17 protein-coding genes and 1 tRNA gene are annotated in these 17277 nt (G+C 69.4%); 11 read left to right on the forward strand and 7 right to left on the reverse strand.

The features are described 5' to 3' along the window. Nucleotides 1-9 precede the first annotated feature (9 nt). From dapA to QH470_RS06465, 6 genes are all read left to right on the forward strand, one after another. Nucleotides 10-918, forward strand: coding sequence for a 4-hydroxy-tetrahydrodipicolinate synthase (gene dapA / locus QH470_RS06440; protein WP_280271346.1), 909 nt, complete (start codon nt 10-12; stop codon nt 916-918). Continuing rightward, a complete protein-coding gene (locus QH470_RS06445) occupies nt 915-3002 on the forward strand; it encodes an RNase J family beta-CASP ribonuclease (RefSeq protein WP_280271347.1) in 2088 nt (695 codons plus the stop codon). The genes dapA and QH470_RS06445 overlap by 4 nt, the downstream gene beginning before the upstream one ends. Before the next feature lie 54 nt (nt 3003-3056). Continuing rightward, nucleotides 3057-3680 carry a TIGR03085 family metal-binding protein gene (locus QH470_RS06450; protein ID WP_280271348.1) on the forward strand — a complete coding sequence of 208 codons (624 nt, stop codon included), beginning with the start codon at nt 3057-3059 and terminating at the stop codon, nt 3678-3680. 183 nt (nt 3681-3863) lie between these two features. Beyond that, entirely contained in the window at nt 3864-6479 is a 2616-nt protein-coding gene (locus QH470_RS06455) for a DNA translocase FtsK (protein WP_280271349.1), read from the forward strand. A gap of 339 nt (nt 6480-6818) precedes the next feature. Continuing rightward, the gene (locus QH470_RS06460) at nt 6819-7871 is read left to right on the forward strand and encodes a mechanosensitive ion channel family protein (RefSeq protein WP_280271350.1); all 1053 of its coding nucleotides are present in this window, start codon (nt 6819-6821) and stop codon (nt 7869-7871) included. A gap of 219 nt (nt 7872-8090) precedes the next feature. Beyond that, the gene (locus QH470_RS06465) at nt 8091-8369 is read left to right on the forward strand and encodes a hypothetical protein (protein ID WP_187687785.1); all 279 of its coding nucleotides are present in this window, start codon (nt 8091-8093) and stop codon (nt 8367-8369) included. A 31-nt stretch (nt 8370-8400) separates the two neighbouring features. Here the strand turns inward: QH470_RS06465 and QH470_RS06470 are convergent, their stop codons facing one another. Further along, a complete protein-coding gene (locus tag QH470_RS06470; RefSeq protein WP_280271351.1) occupies nt 8401-10071 on the reverse strand; it encodes a hypothetical protein in 1671 nt (556 codons plus the stop codon). 147 nt (nt 10072-10218) lie between these two features. Between QH470_RS06470 and QH470_RS06475 the strand changes: the two genes are divergently transcribed. Continuing rightward, nucleotides 10219-11715: an acyl-CoA carboxylase subunit beta gene (locus tag QH470_RS06475; RefSeq protein ID WP_280271360.1), complete on the forward strand. Its 1497-nt coding sequence runs from the start codon at nt 10219-10221 to the stop codon at nt 11713-11715. Nucleotides 11716-11720: 5 nt separating this feature from the next. On the opposite strand, the gene QH470_RS06480 is transcribed toward QH470_RS06475, so the two are convergent. Further along, complete coding sequence (locus QH470_RS06480; RefSeq protein WP_280271352.1) at nt 11721-12587, reverse strand: alpha/beta fold hydrolase; 867 nt, start codon at nt 12585-12587, stop codon at nt 11721-11723. 50 nt (nt 12588-12637) lie between these two features. Here QH470_RS06480 and QH470_RS06485 point away from each other — a divergent pair, with 50 nt between their 5' ends. Further along, nucleotides 12638-13060, forward strand: a complete 423-nt coding sequence (locus QH470_RS06485) for a winged helix-turn-helix transcriptional regulator (RefSeq protein WP_280271353.1) — start codon at nt 12638-12640, stop codon at nt 13058-13060. Here QH470_RS06485 and QH470_RS06490 read toward each other — a convergent pair. From QH470_RS06490 to QH470_RS06510, 5 genes are all read right to left on the reverse strand, one after another. Next, nucleotides 13044-13493: a hypothetical protein gene (locus QH470_RS06490; RefSeq protein WP_280271354.1), complete on the reverse strand. Its 450-nt coding sequence runs from the start codon at nt 13491-13493 to the stop codon at nt 13044-13046. The genes QH470_RS06485 and QH470_RS06490 overlap by 17 nt on opposite strands. A gap of 210 nt (nt 13494-13703) precedes the next feature. Then, nucleotides 13704-14129, reverse strand: a complete 426-nt coding sequence (locus QH470_RS06495; protein WP_280271355.1) for a TIGR03668 family PPOX class F420-dependent oxidoreductase — start codon at nt 14127-14129, stop codon at nt 13704-13706. A 79-nt stretch (nt 14130-14208) separates the two neighbouring features. Further along, a tRNA-Leu gene (locus QH470_RS06500) sits at nt 14209-14282 on the reverse strand. Nucleotides 14283-14530: 248 nt separating this feature from the next. After that, nucleotides 14531-14815, reverse strand: a complete 285-nt coding sequence (locus QH470_RS06505) for a YciI family protein (RefSeq protein ID WP_280271356.1) — start codon at nt 14813-14815, stop codon at nt 14531-14533. Between the two features lie 17 nt (nt 14816-14832). Next, a complete protein-coding gene (locus tag QH470_RS06510; protein ID WP_280271357.1) occupies nt 14833-15441 on the reverse strand; it encodes an amino-acid N-acetyltransferase in 609 nt (202 codons plus the stop codon). Between the two features lie 116 nt (nt 15442-15557). On the opposite strand from QH470_RS06510, the gene pgsA reads away from it, so the two are divergent. Genes pgsA through QH470_RS06525 form a run of 3 tightly spaced genes read left to right on the forward strand, consistent with a single transcriptional unit; the run spans nt 15558 to nt 17197 of the window. Beyond that, a complete protein-coding gene (gene pgsA, locus QH470_RS06515) occupies nt 15558-16217 on the forward strand; it encodes a CDP-diacylglycerol--glycerol-3-phosphate 3-phosphatidyltransferase (protein ID WP_425302620.1) in 660 nt (219 codons plus the stop codon). Then, entirely contained in the window at nt 16214-16750 is a 537-nt protein-coding gene (locus QH470_RS06520) for a CinA family protein (protein ID WP_425302621.1), read from the forward strand. The genes pgsA and QH470_RS06520 overlap by 4 nt, the downstream gene beginning before the upstream one ends. 54 nt (nt 16751-16804) lie before the next feature. Then, nucleotides 16805-17197, forward strand: coding sequence for a helix-turn-helix domain-containing protein (locus tag QH470_RS06525; RefSeq protein ID WP_280271358.1), 393 nt, complete (start codon nt 16805-16807; stop codon nt 17195-17197). Nucleotides 17198-17277 lie beyond the last annotated feature (80 nt).

Below are 17277 nucleotides of genomic sequence, written 5' to 3' on the forward strand. Positions count from 1 at the left end.
TTGCTGACCATGACGAACGGTGATTCGACGCGGACAGGGTTGCGCGCGTCCGGCACGGTCGGTGTCGCGATGGTGACGCCCTTCACCGCGGAGGGCAAGCTCGACGTCGATGCCGGCGTCGCTCTGGCGAGTCGCCTGGTCGACCGGGGTGTCGACCTGCTCGCCGTGTCCGGAACCACCGGCGAATCGCCGACCACCACCGAGTCGGAGAAGTTCGATCTGCTGCACGCCGTCGTCGAGACCGTCGGCACGCGCGCCACGGTGATCGCCGGGGCCGGTACCTACGACACCGCGCACAGCATCGAATTGGCGCGCAGCGCCCAGCGGGCCGGTGCGCACGGAGTGTTGCTGGTGACCCCGTACTACTCGCGCCCGGCGCAGGAGGGGCTGCTGGCCCACTTCACCGCGGTCGCCGACGCCACCGATCTGCCGGTGACGCTGTACGACATTCCGCCGCGCTCGGTGGTGCCGATCCTGCCGGAGACGATCCGCCGCCTCGCCGAGCACCCGCGCATCGTCGCGGTGAAAGACGCCAAGGGAGACCTCGGCGTCGGCGCGGAGTTGATCGCCGAGACGGGCTTGGACTGGTACTCCGGCGACGACGTATTGAATCTGCCGTGGCTGTCGGTCGGCGCGGTCGGCTATATCAGCGTCATCGGGCATCTCGTGCCGGAACGGCTGGTGTCCTTGCGCGACGCCTACCTGGCCGGGGACGTGGCGGGCGCCCGTGAGATCCATGTGAGCATGCTGCCGCTGATGCGCGCGATGGCCCGGGTCGGCGGTGTGGCGATGGTGAAGGCGTCGCTGCGGCTGCTCGGCGTCGAGGTGGGTGAGCCGCGGCTGCCGCAACTGATGCCGGAGGGCGAGGTGCTGCATCTGATCGGCGCCGAGCTGGAGGCGGGAGGAGTTTACGCATGAGTGATCCCGAAGGCCGTCGTCCGCGACGCAGAGCTGCCAGCCGGTCCGCCGGGGCCCCCGAGCCCAAGCCGCCGCAGGCCGTCACCGAGCCGCCGCGGCGCGAGCCGACATCACAGCCCGACTCGACGACACCGCGGGCCGAGTCGCGGTCGCAGGTCGATTCGGTCGCTCAGGAGGCGAAGGCCGCGGCGCGTGAGGAGCGGCAGCTGGCCAAGGCCGCGGAGCGGGATCTGCGTGCGGCGGAAAAGGCTGCGCCGCAGACTGTTTCGGCCGAGTCCGGAAAGTCGGAGCGGCCCGACCGGCAGCGCCGTGGCCGGGGCAGGCAGGGGAGTCGCGGTCGGGCGGAGCAGGCCCGTGGGCGCGCCGAGCAGGTGCGCGCCGAACAGTCCGAACCGCCGCCGCCCGGCCCGCCGGCCCTCGGCCTGCCCGAGGCGCCGCCGCGGCACGGCCTGCGCGTGTTCGCCCTCGGCGGCATCAGCGAGATCGGCCGCAACATGACCGTTTTCGAATACGACGGCAAGCTGCTGATCGTCGACTGCGGTGTGCTGTTCCCGGAGGACCAGCAGCCCGGCGTCGACCTGATCCTGCCCGATTTCCGGCCCATCGAGGACCGGATCGAGGACGTCGTGGCCGTGGTGCTCACGCACGGTCACGAGGACCACATCGGCGCGGTGCCGTTCCTGCTGCGCCTGCGCCCCGACATCCCGGTCGTCGGCTCCAAGTTCACCCTCGCGCTGGTCGCCGCCAAGTGCCGCGAGCACCGGCTGCAGCCGAAGCTGCTCGAGGTCACCGAGGGCGAGAAGACCACCCACGGCCCCTTCGAGTGCGAGTACTTCGCCGTCAACCACTCCATCCCGGACGCCATCGCGGTCGCGCTGCGCACCCCGGCCGGACTGGTCCTGCACACCGGCGACATCAAGCTGGACCAGTTGCCGCTGGACGGCCGACTCACCGACCTGGCCGGTTTCTCCCGTCTCGGCGACGAAGGAGTGGACCTGTTCCTGGTCGACTCCACCAACGCCGAGGTGCCCGGCTTCGTGACGCCCGAGCGCGAAATCGGGCCGGTCCTCGACAGCGTCATCGGCAAGGCCAAGGGCCGGGTGATCGTCGCCTCCTTCGCCAGCCACGTGCACCGCATCCAGCAGGTGGTCGACGTCGCGCAGCGCAACGACCGGCGGGTGTGCTTCGTCGGCCGGTCCATGGTGCGCAATATGCAGATCGCGCAGGACCTCGGTTACCTCGAACTGCCCGACGGGCTGGTGGTGGATCTGGACCAGGCCGCCAATCTGCCGGTGCACAAGCTGGTGCTGATCTCGACCGGTTCGCAGGGCGAGCCGCTGTCCGCGCTGTCGCGGATGGCCCGTGGCGACCACCGTCAGATCAACATCCGCGCCGACGACCTGGTGGTGCTGGCGTCCTCGCTCATCCCCGGCAACGAGAACGCGGTGTTCGGAGTGGTCAACGGCCTGGCCCGGCTCGGCGCCACCGTGGTCACCCAGCAGAGCGCGAAGGTGCACGTTTCCGGCCACGCCTCGGCCGGTGAACTGCTGTACCTGTACAACGCGGTGCGTCCGACCAACGCCATGCCCGTGCACGGCGAGTGGCGGCATCTGCGGGCCAACGCCGCGCTGGCCGTCGCCACCGGCGTCCCCGAGGACCGCGTCATGCTCGCCGAGAACGGCGTGGTGGTGGACTTGGTGGACGGCATCGCCTCGATCACCGGACGGTTCCCGGTCGGACAGGTGTACGTCGACGGTCTGTCGGTCGGCGACGTGGGCGAGTCGACGCTGTCGGACCGCTTGATCCTGGGTGAGGGCGGCTTCATCGCGATCACGGTCGCCGTCGACGAGACCACCGGCAAGGCGATCAGCGCGCCGGAGGTCAGCGGTCGCGGTTTCTCCGACGATCCGGAGGCGCTGGTCGCGGCGCAGGAACTGGTCGAGGCGGAATTGCTGCGGCTGGCGGGTGAGGGCGTCACCGATACCCATCGCATCGCGCAGAGCGTACGGCGGGTGGTCGGCCGCTGGGTCGCCGACGCCTACCGGCGGCGGCCGATGATCGTGCCGACCGTGCTCGGGGTCTAGGGGTGTGTCGGCGGCCACAGTCCCGGTGGCCGCGAGTCGATTAGGCTCGAGAGCATGAGTATGGCCCGACGGGAGCGGCGCGCCCTGGTCGTGACCATGACCGCCGCGGGCCCCGACGCACCGACGCTGTGCGGCGCCTGGACCGTGCGCGACCTGGCCGCGCACCTGGTGGTGCGCGAGCGCCGCCCCGACGCCGCACCCGGCATCATGCTGAAACCCCTTGCGGGCCACCTGGAATCGGTGCAGGAGCGCGCCGCCCAGCGGCCGTTCACCGAGCTGCTGGAGCAGGTCCGCACCGGCCCGCCGTGGTGGTCGCCGCTGTATCCTGTGGACGCGGTGGTCAACCTCACCGAGATGTTCGTCCACCACGAGGACGTGCGCCGCGGCGAACCCGGTTGGGAGCCACGCACATTGAGCGAGGCCGACGAGGCCAAGCTGTGGAACGCGGTGCGCCGGATGGCCCGCGTGGCCTACCGCAAGTCCCCGGTCACGGTCGTACTGACCACCCCGCAGGGCGAGCGCGTCGCCGCCCACAACGCCGGCGGCGACGCGGTGATCCTCACCGGCCCACCCTCCGAACTCCTGCTGCACGCCTTCGGCCGCAACGAGGTCCGCCTCGAGACCACCGGCCCGGACGAGGACGTCAAGGCGGTTTTCGCCACCGACCGCAGCGTCTGACCCGGAACAGAAGCCGCACCGGCCACCGCCTCACCTCCGGGTCCCGGAGGTCGGTTCGATTGCCGAGTTGGCCTGCTCACCGGGACGAAAACGGGCTGTGAGCGGCGGGGCTGGACTATGTGATGTTCGTGGTGTGGGTGTTGCGGATGGTCTGGATGGGGCGATTGCGGCTAGCCTGAGGCTATGGCAGGTAAGTCCCGCGGCACCACGACCTCACGTGCGCGGGCGGGATCGACCCGGGGGAGGGCTCCGGCGCGGTCTCGTTCCGCCGGATCACGGACGGGGTCGACGCCACGCGGGTCGACCACGCGCGGGCGCACCTCCGCGACGCGGCGTCCCGCACCGCGGGCGCGGTCCAATACGGCCCCGCTGGCCGTGCTCGGGCGCGGGATCGGCAACGGCTGGTCGATGCTCGCGCGCGGCGTCGGCGCCACCACCCGCACACTGAGTCGCGCCGGGGAGATCGAGCACGGGCACCGGCGCGACGGAATCGCGCTGGTGCTCATCGCGTTCAGCGTGATCATCGCGGCGGCGGTGTGGCTGGCGGCGGGCGGTCCGGTCGGGCACGCGGTCGACACCGCGATCCGCTGGATCACCGGATCCGCCTCGGCGGCGCTGCCGTTCGTCGCCGTGGCCGTGGCGGTGATCCTGATGCGCACCGAACCTCGGCCCGAGATCCGGCCGCGCCTGGTGCTGGGCGGCCTGCTGGTCGGGCTCCCCGCGCTGGGGCTGTGGCACATCGCCGCGGGTGCGCCCACCGATCCGCACGGGCGCTCGCACGCCGCGGGTTTCGCCGGCTACGTGGTGGGCGGCCCACTGCGCGACGGCCTGACGGCCTGGCTCGCGGTCCCACTGTTGCTGATCGCCATGGTGTTCGGCGTGCTGCTGCTGACCGGAACCACCGTGCGCGAGGTGCCCAACCGGCTGCGCGAACTGTTCGGCACGGGCAGCCGCGGCGACGAATACGACTCCTACGACGGCCAATACGGTCTCTACGACCCGGAGAACTTCGACGCCGACGGCTTCCCGCTGCACGGGAGCAAGTCCCGGCGCCGCGGCCGTACCCCCGCGGAGAACTATCCGACCGACGAATTCGGCGGCTCCGACGCGGTCACCGAGGTCATCGGAGAGCCGCCGCTGCGCGACGCCAAGGACATCGCCGCCGAGACCGCCGAGGCGGCCGCGGCCGAAAAGCCCGCCCCCAAGCCGAAACCCAAGAAGCTGCCCAAGGTCGTCGACCAGACCCCCGACCCGCCCGCACCGCAGCAACTGGAGTTCGTCACCGAACGGCAAGTGGAGGGCGACTACCAGCTGCCGCCGATGTCGCTGCTGATCGACGGCGATCCGCCGAAACGCCGCAGCGCCGCCAACGAATCGATGATCGAGGCGATCACCGAGGTGCTGGTGCAGTTCAAGATCGACGCCGCGGTCACCGGATTCGTGCGCGGCCCGACGGTCACCCGCTACGAGGTGGAACTCGGGCCCGGCGTGAAGGTCGAGAAGATCACCGCCCTCGCCCGCAATATCGCCTATGCCGTGGCGACGGAGAACGTCCGGCTGCTGGCGCCGATCCCGGGTAAGTCGGCAGTCGGCATCGAGGTGCCCAACTCCGACCGCGAGCTGGTGCGCCTGGCCGACGTGCTCAAGGCGCCCTCGACGCGAAACGACCACCACCCCTTGCTGATCGGGCTCGGCAAGAACATCGAGGGCGAATTCCTCGCCGCCAACCTGGCGAAGATGCCGCATCTGCTGGTGGCCGGTTCCACCGGCTCGGGTAAGTCGAGCTTCGTGAACTCGATGCTGGTGTCGCTGCTGCAGCGCGCGACGCCCGACGAGGTGCGAATGATCCTCATCGACCCGAAGATGGTGGAACTCACGCCCTACGAAGGCATTCCGCATCTGATCACGCCCATCATCACGCAGCCGAAGAAGGCCGCCGCCGCGCTGGCCTGGCTGGTGGAGGAGATGGAGCAGCGATACCAGGACATGCAGGCCAGCAAGGTCCGCCACATCGATGACTTCAACAAGAAGGTCAAGTCGGGCCAGATCACCACGCCGCTGGGCAGCGAGCGGGTGTACCGGCCTTACCCGTACATCCTCGCCATCGTCGACGAGCTGGCCGACCTGATGATGACCGCGCCTCGCGACGTCGAGGACGCGATCGTGCGCATCACCCAGAAGGCCCGCGCCGCGGGCATTCACCTGGTGCTGGCGACGCAGCGGCCGTCGGTGGACGTGGTCACCGGCCTGATCAAGACCAACGTGCCGTCCCGGCTGGCCTTCGCCACCTCCTCGCTGACCGACTCGCGGGTCATCCTCGACCAGCCCGGCGCGGAGAAGCTGATCGGCATGGGCGACGGCCTGTTCCTGCCGATGGGCGCCAACAAGCCGACCCGCCTGCAGGGCGCGTTCATCTCCGACGAGGAGATCCAGGGCGTCGTCGACTTCGCCAAGAACCAGGCCGAACCCGAGTACCAGGAAGGCGTCACCAGCGCCAAGGCCGGTGAGAAGAAGGACGTCGACCCGGACATCGGCGACGACCTGGACCTGTTCGTGCAGGCCGTCGAGCTGGTGGTCACCTCGCAGTTCGGCTCGACCTCGATGCTGCAGCGCAAGCTGCGCGTCGGTTTCGCCAAGGCGGGCCGCCTGATGGACCTGATGGAGACCCGCGGCGTCGTCGGACCCAGCGAGGGTTCCAAGGCCCGCGACGTGCTGATCAAGCCCGACGAGCTGGAGGGCCTGCTGTACACGATCAAGGGTGGCGACCCGGCCGCCGAGGAGCCCGAAGACGAAGCGTAGGGCCGCCGGAAGTTGTTGCGGTGGAGTCCTTTTCGCCGCTCGCACCCTGCCGCTCAGCGTGGCTCCGGACACAGATCGGTGCCCGGATACCACCGTTCGACGATCCCTAACGCGCCGATGCCTTGTGAGTAGGTTCACCCGCGGACCCGGGCTCTCGCCCGGTGCGCCGCCGCGGTCCGCCGAAGTCGCTGGGAGCACGGGGATTTGCGGGCACGCCGCCCGCGCGGCCGGGCACCGAGTCGGCCCCGATCCGCGATTCCGGGGTTGCTTCGCGGCCCCGACCCGTAGGTAGCGTGGCTGGGAGGCACACCCGAACACCGTCGCAAGGAGTTGGACGCCTTGGATGAGGTACTACGCCCGCTCATCGTTTTCGGCGGCACGCTCGCGGTCACGGTGGCGGTCGGCGTACTGATCGACCGGCTGCTGTGTTACGCCGCGACCAAGCACCCGCGAACGCGACTGCCCGGCCTGCTGCGCCGGGTGCAGCTGCCCCTGCAGCTCCTGTTGGCCACGGCCGGACTGCAATTCACCTATCCGCTGGCGGAACTGCACCTGCGCCAGGACGCGGTGATTCGCAATCTGCTGGCCACCGCGGCGGTCCTGGCCGCCGCCTGGCTCACCATCCGCGTCGTCGATGCCGTCGCCGAGAACACCCTGGACAAATACGCCGGCCGCACCGCCGACACCGCGCGGGTGCGCCGCCTGCACACCCAGCTGACCCTGGTGCGCCGGATCGTCACCACGGTGCTGGCACTGACCAGCGCGGCCGTGGTGATGCTGCTGCTGTTCCCGGGCCTGCGCACACTGGGCACCTCGCTGCTGGCATCGGCCGGAATCATCGGCATCATCGCCGGTGTCGCGGCGCAGTCGACCCTCGGCAACTTGATGGCCGGGCTGCAGATCGCCTTCGGCGATTCCGTGAAGATCGGTGACACCGTGGTGGTCGAGGGGGAGTGGGGCACCGTCGAGGAGATCACCCTGTCGTTCCTCACCGTGCGGATCTGGGACGACCGCCGGCTGACCATGCCCGTCTCCTACTTCAACAACAAACCCTACGAGAACTGGTCCAAGGGCGGCCCGCAGCTCACCGGCACGGTCTTCCTGCACCTCGACCACAGCACCCCGGTCGCCGCGTTACGCGAGCACCTGCACGACTTCGTGCGGCGGCGGCAGGACTGGGACGGCCGGGACTGGAACCTGCTGGTCACCGGCAGCACGCCGACCAGCATCGTGGTCCGCGCCTCCATGTCGGCCCGCAACGCCGACGACGTGTGGACGCTGCGCTGCGCGGTCCGCGAGGAGCTGGTGTCCTGGCTGAGCGCCTACCACCCGTACGCGCTGCCCAAGATCTTGACCGCCGTGGTGACACCGGCGCCCGCGATGGCGGACTGACCCGAGCTGGTCGCCCGCACAGTAGGATTCGTTGATTCGTCAGCGAATCCGGCTGCGCGGCTGCGCGTTCCGCCGAGACGTACACCACACACCGAATCGATCGAAACGGACATCACCGCGGTTCCCGGACCGGTATCGTGATAACGGTTGTCGATCGCGTTCTGGCACTCATGTTTTCGCGGCAGGTAGAGCGGTTTACCGAATCCGAAAGGTCACTGCATGATTCTCGCAGCCGTTCACGACACCCTCCTCGCCCAGATCGGGAACCCCACCCCGGAGACTCCGCCCGCCGCAGACAAGCTGATGAAGCTCGTCCGATACTTCACATGGTTCGTGATCCTGGCCGGCGTCCTCGGAATCACCTATGCGGGTGGGCGTTTCGCCTGGGACAAATCCATCGGCGCGGGCCCGTCGCCGAAGATGGTCATCGGCGCCATGATCGGCGGCATCGTCGCCACCAGCGCCGGCACCATCATGAACGCCGCGATCGGGACCTGAGCCGCCGCGACCGGGCAGCGCCCCGGCGTGCTCAGTTCCGGCCCGAGGTGATGTAGTAGTACATCGGGTCGACCATGTCCAGCAGATGCTGTACTTCGCTGTCGGTGAAGCGATTTCGGCGGCTGACGGTGATCAGTACCAGGTCGTTGATGGCCCGCACGATGCGGTCGAACTCGCCCTCTCCGGCTGCGTCGGTTTCGGGCGAATCCGCGCCGAGCAGGTTCGAAGCGCGCAGTTCCGCACCGGCGCGCGCGGCCTGTGCGCGCAGCTCGCCGTCGGCGCCGCGGGTGCTGGTCACCTTGGCGGCGTGGTCGTAGTAGCGGATCGCGGCCGCGATCAGTCCCGACGGTTTCGGCCGGACCAGTGAGTCGTCCGCGCTCGGCGGTCGGGCCGGATCGCCCTGACTCAGCGCGAGGGCGCGGGCCTTGGCGGCGAGGTAGCGCGCGACGAGAATGTCACGGACGGTACCGAATTCGGCGGTCCGGAGGATGTCCACCGACGCGTGCTCGTAGTTCTCGACCGCCGCGATCACCGCGGCGGGTTCGGTGTCGTCGGCCATCCGGGCGAGCCGCCGCGTGCGATCGTCCAGCCGCAACAGCGCTCGCACATTGCCCTCGTGCCGCCGTCGCCCGCCGGTACTGCCCGGAAAACACGCCAGCAGGTCCCGGGTCGTTTCGGCCGCGTCCGTACCGAAGGCGGCCGCGAACAGATTCCCGTACTCCGGATGCGCGGCGTAGGCCATCTCCAGGCGGCGCAACTCGATGATGATCTCGCCGAGTTCTTCCGCGCGCAGACCGTCCTGGGGATCTCGATCCCCGGCCGCGCCGGGACCGCACAATTCGATCAGCACGCTCGTGACGGCCCGCATCGCCCGAATCTCGCGTTCCGGATCCTCCTCGGCCAGGGCGCGGGCGTGCTCGGCGTGAAAGCGGGCGAGTTCGCGATGCAAGTCCCAGCCGAGGATCCCGGCGAGTTCCAGCTCGGTCTCCTTGATCGAGCGGATCCGGCTCAGCCCGGTCGGCTCGTACTCCGCGTGCCGCGACAACACGGCCTCGGCCTCGGCCGCCGCGCGAGCGCAGCGGATGCCGATCATGCAGTCCAGTCGCGAGCCGACGTCGACCAGCCGCAGACCCCGGCGCGCCCAGTCGCGGGCCGCCTCGATCGGTTCCCGATCGCCTCGGCGACGCTGTCGCAGCCGGCGCTCGGCGAGTTCGGCGGACCAGTACAGCATGTCGGAGCGGTCGTCCCGGGCGGCCGCGTGCGCGAATTGTTCCTCCAGTTGCCCGACTTCGTAGTTCCGGCTGGAGTATCGTGCTTCCAGCCGTTTCACGTCGACAGTGGCGGGGCGGCGTTCGGTGTGTCCCGCGCCCGCGGCCAACTCGATGATCGCGTCCGGCACGGGACGGTTCTCGGCGGTCATCTTGTCGACCACCGCGGCCGCGAGGGCGGCGATCGTCTTGAAGTGCTTCCACATGGTGGCCTTCGGGATCGGCCCCTCCGTGCCGTCGCGCCGGACGTAGCCGCGCGCCGCCGCGCAGATGTCGCCGGTCGTGAGGCGGGCGATCGAATCGCCCGCGTCCGGCGCCGTCATCACCTGTTCCGCCGCCGCGACGATCATCGCTTTGGTGCGTTCCTCGAGCGCTCTCCCGGCTCGCCGCTGGTAGGTCGCGTCCGGTCCGCGATGCATAGCTGTAGACGACACGGCCGAGAGTCTATTGCAGTGCACATAGTTGTGAACGCGTCTCTTCCGGCTACTGTCGGTGGGACAGCGAACCGAGGGTTACCGAGGGAGGACGCATCGTTGGAGACGACCGCCGCGAAACTGAAGCTGCTGCAACACAGTCTGGAAATGGCGCGAGAACCGGCCGGGGCCGCGGGGATCGCCAAGCGGGCCGCGAAGGGGATTCCCAGCCCGCGTGAGCGCATCGGCATGCTGCTCGACGCCGGGAGTTTCATCGAGATCGGTGCGCTGGTGAAGCAGCCCGGCTCCCGCGACACCCTGTACGGCGACGGCGTGGTGACCGGCCACGGCACCGTCGACGGCCGCCCGGTCGTGGTGATCGCCCATGACCAGACGGTGTTCGGCGGCTCGGTCGGCGAGATGTTCGGCCGCAAGGTCGCCGCGGCAATGGATTTCGCGGCCGAGATCGGCTGCCCGTTCGTGGCGATCAACGACTCCGGCGGCGCGCGGGTGCAGGACGCGGTGACCTCGCTGGCCTGGTACGCGGCGATGAGCCGCCGTCAACTGGGACTGTCCGGGGTGGTGCCGCAGGTCTCGCTGATGCTGGGCAAATGCGCCGCGGGTGCGGTGTACGCGCCGATCAATACCGATGTCCTGATCGCGACCGAATCGGCCTACATGTTCGTGACCGGGCCCGACATCATCCGCGAGACGACGGGTGAGGAGGTCACCCTCGAGGAACTCGGCGGCGCGTTCACCCAGGCCGAGAACGGCAATATCCATCATGTCGCGCCGGACGAGCCGGCGGCGTTCGAGTGGGCGCGGACGTATCTGAGCTACATGCCGTCGAACTGTTTCGAGCAGCCGCCCGTCGTCAATCCGGGCCTCGAGCCCGAAATCACCGACTCCGACCGCGAACTCGACACGATCATTCCCGATTCCGATCGCGCCGGGTACGACATGTACGACGTGCTGCTGCGGATCTTCGACGACGGCGAGTTCCACGAGGTCGGGGATGCCGCCGCCCGCAACATGATCACCGGCTTCGCCCGCGTGGACGGCCGCAGCGTGGGTGTGGTGGCCAATCAGCCGCTGGTGTCCAGCGGCGCGATCGATGCTCGCAGTTCGGACAAGGCGGCGCATTTCATCAGGCTCTGCGACGCGTTCGGGTTGCCGCTGGTGTTCGTGGTCGACACTCCCGGCGTGCTGCCGGGGGTCGAGGAGGAGAAGATCGGCGTCATCAAGCGCGGCGGCCGGTTCTTCTACGCCGTGGTCGAGGCCACCGTCCCGATCGTCACCGTGGTGGTGCGTAAGGCCTACGGCGGCGGCTATGCGGTGATGGGCTGCAAACAGCTCGGCGGGGACATCAATCTCGCCTGGCCCACCGCCCGCATCGCCGTCATGGGTGGTGAGGCGGCCGTCGGGCTTACACAGCGCCGTCAGCTCGCCGCGGTCTCCGACGAGGAGCGTCCGGCGTTGCGGCAGCAGATGATCGACTTCTACAACGCCACCGTCGCCACCCCTTGGATCGCCGCCGAGCGCGGCTACATCGACGCCGTCATCGAGCCGAGCAGTACCCGGCTGGAGATTCGCAAGGCCTTGCGCCTGCTGCGCGACAAGCGCGTCACGCATGGGCCGCGCAAGCATCACCTGATGCCGCTGTAGCCTGGTTATAGGACGGAATCCTGGTGTGCTGCAAGGAATTTCGTCAGTAGCGGGGATAGGGCGGCAGCGCCGTCGATCGGGATGATGTGGCCGCAGCCGGGGATGACGTGACCGGTGAGGTCGTCGGTGTGGGGTGCGAGCTGGCGGGCGAGGGCGTCGCCTACGGGGTGCGCGCCTATCGCCAAAGTCGTTACGCGCAAATGGGTTTCGGCGACGGCGCGTTCGATCTGCCGGGCACTGTCGGGCATGGCGCGGTAGTGCGCGAACGCGGCCCGCAACGCGCCCGGACGGCTGTAGGCGTCGACGAAGGCGTCTCGCAACGCGCCGGGGACGCCGCGGCCACGGGTCCCGGCGGTCAGAAACCAGTCGATGTACTCCGATTCGTGTCCCGCCAGAACGCGTTCGGCGAGACTGGGGACGGAGTGGAAGCCGAACCACCACGGCGGTCCGTCGCGCAGGAAGTTCTCCGCGCCCGGCAGCCTGCCCAGCAGCGATTCCATCACGACCAGCCGCCGGACCAGGTCGGGCCGCCGCATCGCGAGCAGGAAGGCGGCCGGGGCGCCGAGATCGATGCCGACCACGGCGGCCTCGCGCTCGCCCAGTTCCTCGAGCAGTCCGGCGGCGTCCGCGGCCAGATTTCCGGCGTCGTAGCCGTCGGCCGGGCGTTCGGTGGCGCCGAGCCCGCGTAGGTCCGGCGCGATCACCCGGTGTGAGTGCGCGAGCGTGTCGATCACCTCGCGCCACAACTGCCAGGTGTGCGGAAAGCCGTGCAGCAGTAGCACGGCCGGCCCGGCGCCCGCGACGGCGACATTGATATCGAGACCGTTCGCCGGTACCCGTCGCACAGAGATCCGGGACGTTCGGAGCGTCATGGCTCACCTCATCGAGTAACTAATAGTGACCACATGACCGTAGGAAACCTATGCTGGTCGGTGAAGACGGCACTTTCGACTCAGGTGGTGAGGTCCAGGTGACTACCCGGCGCGGTGATGTGTTCGACCCGGCCTGCCCGACGCGGCGGCTGCTCGACCGCATCGGGACCAAATGGGTGTCCATGGTGGTGAAGCTGCTGGCCGAGGCACACCCGGCCGAAGTCCGTTTCGCCGAACTCCGCCGCCGCATGCCCGGCGTCTCCCAGAAGATGCTGTCGGTCACCCTGCGGAATCTGACCCGCGACGGGTTGGTGGCCCGCCGCGTCGAGCCCACGGTGCCGCCCCGGGTGCACTATCGCCTCACCGATCTCGGGCTGTCCCTCGAAACCCCGCTCGCCGCCTTGCGGGCGTGGGCCGAGGAACACATGGCGACCGTCGACGTCGCGCGCGGCGACGCTACCAGCGCAGGTTGACGCCGCGGGCGAACAGGAAGCCGTGGCCCGTGGCGTTGTTGGTGCAAGTGGCGCGCTGGTCGCGGGCGGCGCAGGTGAAATCGCCGACCGTGAGGGCGGTCTCGTCGGGGAGGACGTAGGCGGGATGGGCGCCCTGGAAGAGCCCCTCTTTCAGGCAGATCAGTTCGGCGGCGGTGTAGCCGAGCATCATGGTCGGTTCGGTGGGCTGATCGGCGTCGTTCGAAACGCACCCGGTACGGCCGCGCTCGTGCGTGGCGAGCTGCTGGCAACCCGCGGTGGCCGGCGGATCGGACAGTGGTGTGTCCTGGATACCGCAGCCGACGCTGCCGTCCGCCGTGGTGAAGAAATACCCGTCGGCATGGCGGTAGTATTCCGGGTCGGCGGCCGCGGCGGCTGCTGCCGGGCCCGCGAAAAGCGTTGTGCTGATCAGCATTCCGAGACCGGACAGTGCAACGGCACCGGCCAGAACGTGTGCGCGCAATGTAACCCCCTGAATTCGGCCCTGCTCCGGCATTCGCGGCCACCCTACCCGGCGCCGGTCGCGAATGGCGAATTGCGTAGGGGTAGGCGCGAACACCCAGCTATTCCGGTACGAACCGGACGGTCGCACGGTGACCGTGTGCTCCGCGCATTCGGTACCGCTTCAGTCGCTGTAGGACCAGCCGGTCACGGCATCGGCATCGATTCGAATCACCGGCCCCTGCGGCCTATTGCCTTGGTACTGCGGGTATTTGGCGGTGAGCCAGGCGATCGGCGCGTCGCGATCGGCATCCTCGGTGAGAATGCGGGCCCTGCCGTCCGCGCGCACCCACCACAGTTGCGTCCAGTCCTCGTCGTACTCGTCGGCCAGCACCGACACCCGGTCGTGCGCCGCGATATTGCGCAGCCGCCGCAGGTTGGTCGTCGTCTTCGGCTTGTGGTCCACGGCGATCACGACGATTGGTGCGTCGGGGGCGACCGCGAAGGTGACCGGCACCAGATGCGGCTGCCCGGTCGCGCTCACCGTGGCCAGCCGCGCTACCCGGGCCGCCCGGAAACGTCGCAGGGCATCCTGCTCGTCCAATCGCATCGGTCCAGGTTAAGCGCCCGCGCGGGGTGTCGGCGTTGACACCCGTCTCGGCATTGAGGTGCGCGGGCCGGAGATTCGGTTCCCTCGGCGAGATTCGAACTCGCACTGGCCGGTACCTGAGACCGGTGCCTCTTCCGATTGGGCTACGAGGGAGGGACACGGACGGGAGGGCGCAGGCATGAAAAAGGGCCGCTCCGTGGCGAATTGCCCGAAATGCGGCCCTGTGTGGGTCCTTGCGACAGGACCTCAGGGACCGCTGCGGACGTTCGTCCCGCGGAATCCGGATACCGGAAGTAGCGCGAGCTGTCTGATCATCGCTGACTCCTTCCGCTGGTTCCGGTGTGTTGTATCGACGGTAGCACCGCGAAATGCCTTGGGAAACCGAATTTCCGGGGCTTGCCTCACTCGGCGAAGGCGCCCATGACCGGCTGCCATTCGACGAAGCGCTTGGCGTCGATCAGGTCCCGCTGGGCGAACGGATCCTCGGCCAGCAGCTTCTCCACGGCCGCGGCGTCGTCGGCGCGGAACAGGAGCAGCGCGCCCGAGCCGTCCGGGTAGGGACCCGTCGACAGCACCACGCCCTGGTCCACCAGCCCGGACAGCCAAGCCCGGTGGGCGGGCCGGTGCTCGTCGCGGGCGGGCGCGGTCGTCGCGGAGTAGGTGTAGTGGACGGCGAAGATCGGCACGGAGAACTCCCTGAGAGCTAGAGGGTCAACAGCATTCGAGTATTGCCGAGGGTGTTCGGCTTGACGTAGCTGAGGTCGAGGAACTCCGCCACACCGGTGTCGTAGGAGCGGCACATCTCGGCGAACACCTCGGCGGTCACGGGCGTGCCGTCGATCTCGGCGAACCCGTGGCGCTCGAAGAAGTCCACCTCGAAGGTGAGTACGAACAGCCGCCGCAACTCCAGCTCGCGCGCCGTCGTGATCAACTTGTCGACGATCAGGCGGCCGATGCCCTTGCCCTTGGCACTCGGGTGCACCGCCACCGTGCGCACCTCGCCCAGATCCGCCCACAACACGTGCAGCGCGCCGCAGCCGACCACCCGGCCGTCCACCTCGGCCACCCAGAACTCCTGCACCGCCTCGTACAGTGTGACGAGATTCTTCTCCAGCAGGATCTTGCCGGCGTAGACGTCGACGAGGGTCTTGATGTCGGGCACATCCGAGGTCCGGGCGCGTCGCACGATCGGGTCGCCCGCCCCGGCCCTCGACTCCGGACCCGGGGCCCGCGCGGTCACGGCGGGCTGGGGAGCGCGGTCGTCGGGCACGGCGTCGCCGATCGAATCACTGTGCGAGGCCCGTGTTGTCATGGGGTGCACAGTAGTCGGCTGGACAACCGATAGTCTGGTGGAGTGCCGCACCGCCAGCCCGCCTCCGAGCCCCCACATTCCGGGGTCCGGCGCGGCGTAACCAGGTGGGGGTGCCGGTGAGCGTGCAGAGCGACGATATGGACAGTGCCTGGGTCGATACGGGCCGAGCGCGCGCGAATCTGGTCTCCGCCACGCCCCGCACCGTGGAGCCGTCGGCGGTGCCGCTGATGAACATCGCCAACATCCTGACCGTGCTGCGGATCCTCATCGTGCCGCTGTTCCTGCTGGCGCTGTTCGCCGCCGGCGGGCACGACACCGGCTGGCGGATCGCGGCGACGGTGCTGTTCGGGGTCGCGGCCGTGACCGATCGCATCGACGGGCAACTGGCCCGCAAATACGGCCTGGTGACCGACTTCGGCAAACTGGCCGACCCGATCGCCGACAAGGCGCTGATCGGCTCGGCGCTGATCGGGCTCTCGGCACTCGGCGATCTGGCCTGGTGGATCACGCTGGTGATCTGCGCGCGCGAGATCGGCGTCACGCTGCTGCGCTTGGCGGTGGTCCGGCGCGGCGTGATTCCGGCCGGTCGGGGCGGCAAATTGAAGACGCTGGTGCAGTCGCTGGCCATCGGCGTGATGCTGCTGCCGCTGTCGGGCGCGTTCCAGACCGCGGGGCTGCTGCTGATGTACGTGGCGGTGGCGCTGACGGTGATCACCGGCCTGGACTATGTGGGGCAGGCGGCCCGGCTCCGATTCGGGCCGGTCCGGCGGTCGTGACCGCGGTGCCGCCGCCGAACGATCCGCTGGTCGCGGCGATTCCCGTCACCGAACTGGTCCGGCTGCTGCGGCAGCGCGACCTCACCCTGGCCACCGCGGAATCGCTGACCGCGGGCCTGCTCGCGGCCACCGTCGCCGGTGTGCCCGGCGCCAGCACGGTGCTGCGCGGCGGACTGATCGTCTACGCCACCGATCTCAAGCACACCCTGGCCGGAGTGAGCGAACACACGTTGGCCACCGACGGTCCGGTCGCCGCGAGCACCGCCGAACAGCTGGCCGTGGGCGCGCGTACCGCCTGCGCCGCCGACTGGGGCGTGGGCCTCACCGGTGTCGCCGGACCGGATCCGCAGGCCGGTCGGCCGGTCGGCACGGTGTTCCTCGGGCTGGCCGGACCGGAGGGCACCGAGGTGTTGCGGTTGAAACTGTCCGGCGACCGGTGGACGATCAGGGTGGAAGCCGTGCGCGCGGCCGTGCGCGAACTCGTCCGGAGTCTGGGAGCGCCGGCACCCGGGAACCAACCGGGTGGCGTGTGACGTTGTCACTGCAGGAACTCGGGTCCGGCGAGTAAAGAACGTGAGGAGAACGAGATGACGCTGCTGCGAGAGGCCATCGGGGAAAGTCTGCGGCGCGCTCGGATCGCGCAGAGCCGGACCCTGCGCGAGGTATCCACGTCCGCGCGGGTCAGTCTCGGCTACCTGTCCGAGGTGGAGCGCGGTCGCAAGGAAGCCTCCAGCGAACTGCTGGCGGCCATTTGCCAGGCGCTGGACCTACCGCTGTCACGGGTGCTGTCGGATGTGAGCGCGGCGATGGCCGAGGCGGACGGGGTGCCCGCGCGGCCCGTGCCCGCGGCTCCGGCCGCCGCGGCCGCCGACGCCGCGGTCGCGACCGTGTCGGTTCCGCTCGGTGCCATCGCCGAGGAGACCCGCATCGTGATTCCGGCGCCCAGGGCGGAAAAGCTGGTACTGGTACAGGCGAAGTGACCAGGAGTTGCCGGCGGCCCCCCCCGGAGGGGGCCGGGCCACAGTTAGGCGGGGGGGGGAACGGTTTTTTTTATTTTAAA

It is taken from the genome of Nocardia wallacei (assembly GCF_029868745.1).
Taxonomy (GTDB): Bacteria; Actinomycetota; Actinomycetes; order Mycobacteriales; family Mycobacteriaceae; genus Nocardia; species Nocardia wallacei_B.

What these genes read in the sequence shown, in the direction of transcription:
- QH470_RS06475 (WP_280271360.1), top strand. Translation starts at nt 10,219, where the DNA reads ATGGCGCGAGAACCGGCCGGGGCCGCGGGGATCGCCAAGCGGGCCGCG.
- QH470_RS06465 (WP_187687785.1), top strand. Translation starts at nt 8,091, where the DNA reads ATGATTCTCGCAGCCGTTCACGACACCCTCCTCGCCCAGATCGGGAAC.
- QH470_RS06445 (WP_280271347.1), top strand. Translation starts at nt 915, where the DNA reads ATGAGTGATCCCGAAGGCCGTCGTCCGCGACGCAGAGCTGCCAGCCGG.
- QH470_RS06525 (WP_280271358.1), top strand. Translation starts at nt 16,805, where the DNA reads ATGACGCTGCTGCGAGAGGCCATCGGGGAAAGTCTGCGGCGCGCTCGG.
- QH470_RS06485 (WP_280271353.1), top strand. Translation starts at nt 12,638, where the DNA reads ATGCTGGTCGGTGAAGACGGCACTTTCGACTCAGGTGGTGAGGTCCAG.
- QH470_RS06490 (WP_280271354.1), bottom strand. Translation starts at nt 13,493, where the DNA reads ATGCTGATCAGCACAACGCTTTTCGCGGGCCCGGCAGCAGCCGCCGCG.
- QH470_RS06480 (WP_280271352.1), bottom strand. Translation starts at nt 12,587, where the DNA reads ATGACGCTCCGAACGTCCCGGATCTCTGTGCGACGGGTACCGGCGAAC.
- QH470_RS06510 (WP_280271357.1), bottom strand. Translation starts at nt 15,441, where the DNA reads ATGACAACACGGGCCTCGCACAGTGATTCGATCGGCGACGCCGTGCCC.
- QH470_RS06495 (WP_280271355.1), bottom strand. Translation starts at nt 14,129, where the DNA reads ATGCGATTGGACGAGCAGGATGCCCTGCGACGTTTCCGGGCGGCCCGG.
- QH470_RS06450 (WP_280271348.1), top strand. Translation starts at nt 3,057, where the DNA reads ATGAGTATGGCCCGACGGGAGCGGCGCGCCCTGGTCGTGACCATGACC.
- QH470_RS06455 (WP_280271349.1), top strand. Translation starts at nt 3,864, where the DNA reads ATGGCAGGTAAGTCCCGCGGCACCACGACCTCACGTGCGCGGGCGGGA.
- dapA (WP_280271346.1), top strand. Translation starts at nt 10, where the DNA reads ATGACGAACGGTGATTCGACGCGGACAGGGTTGCGCGCGTCCGGCACG.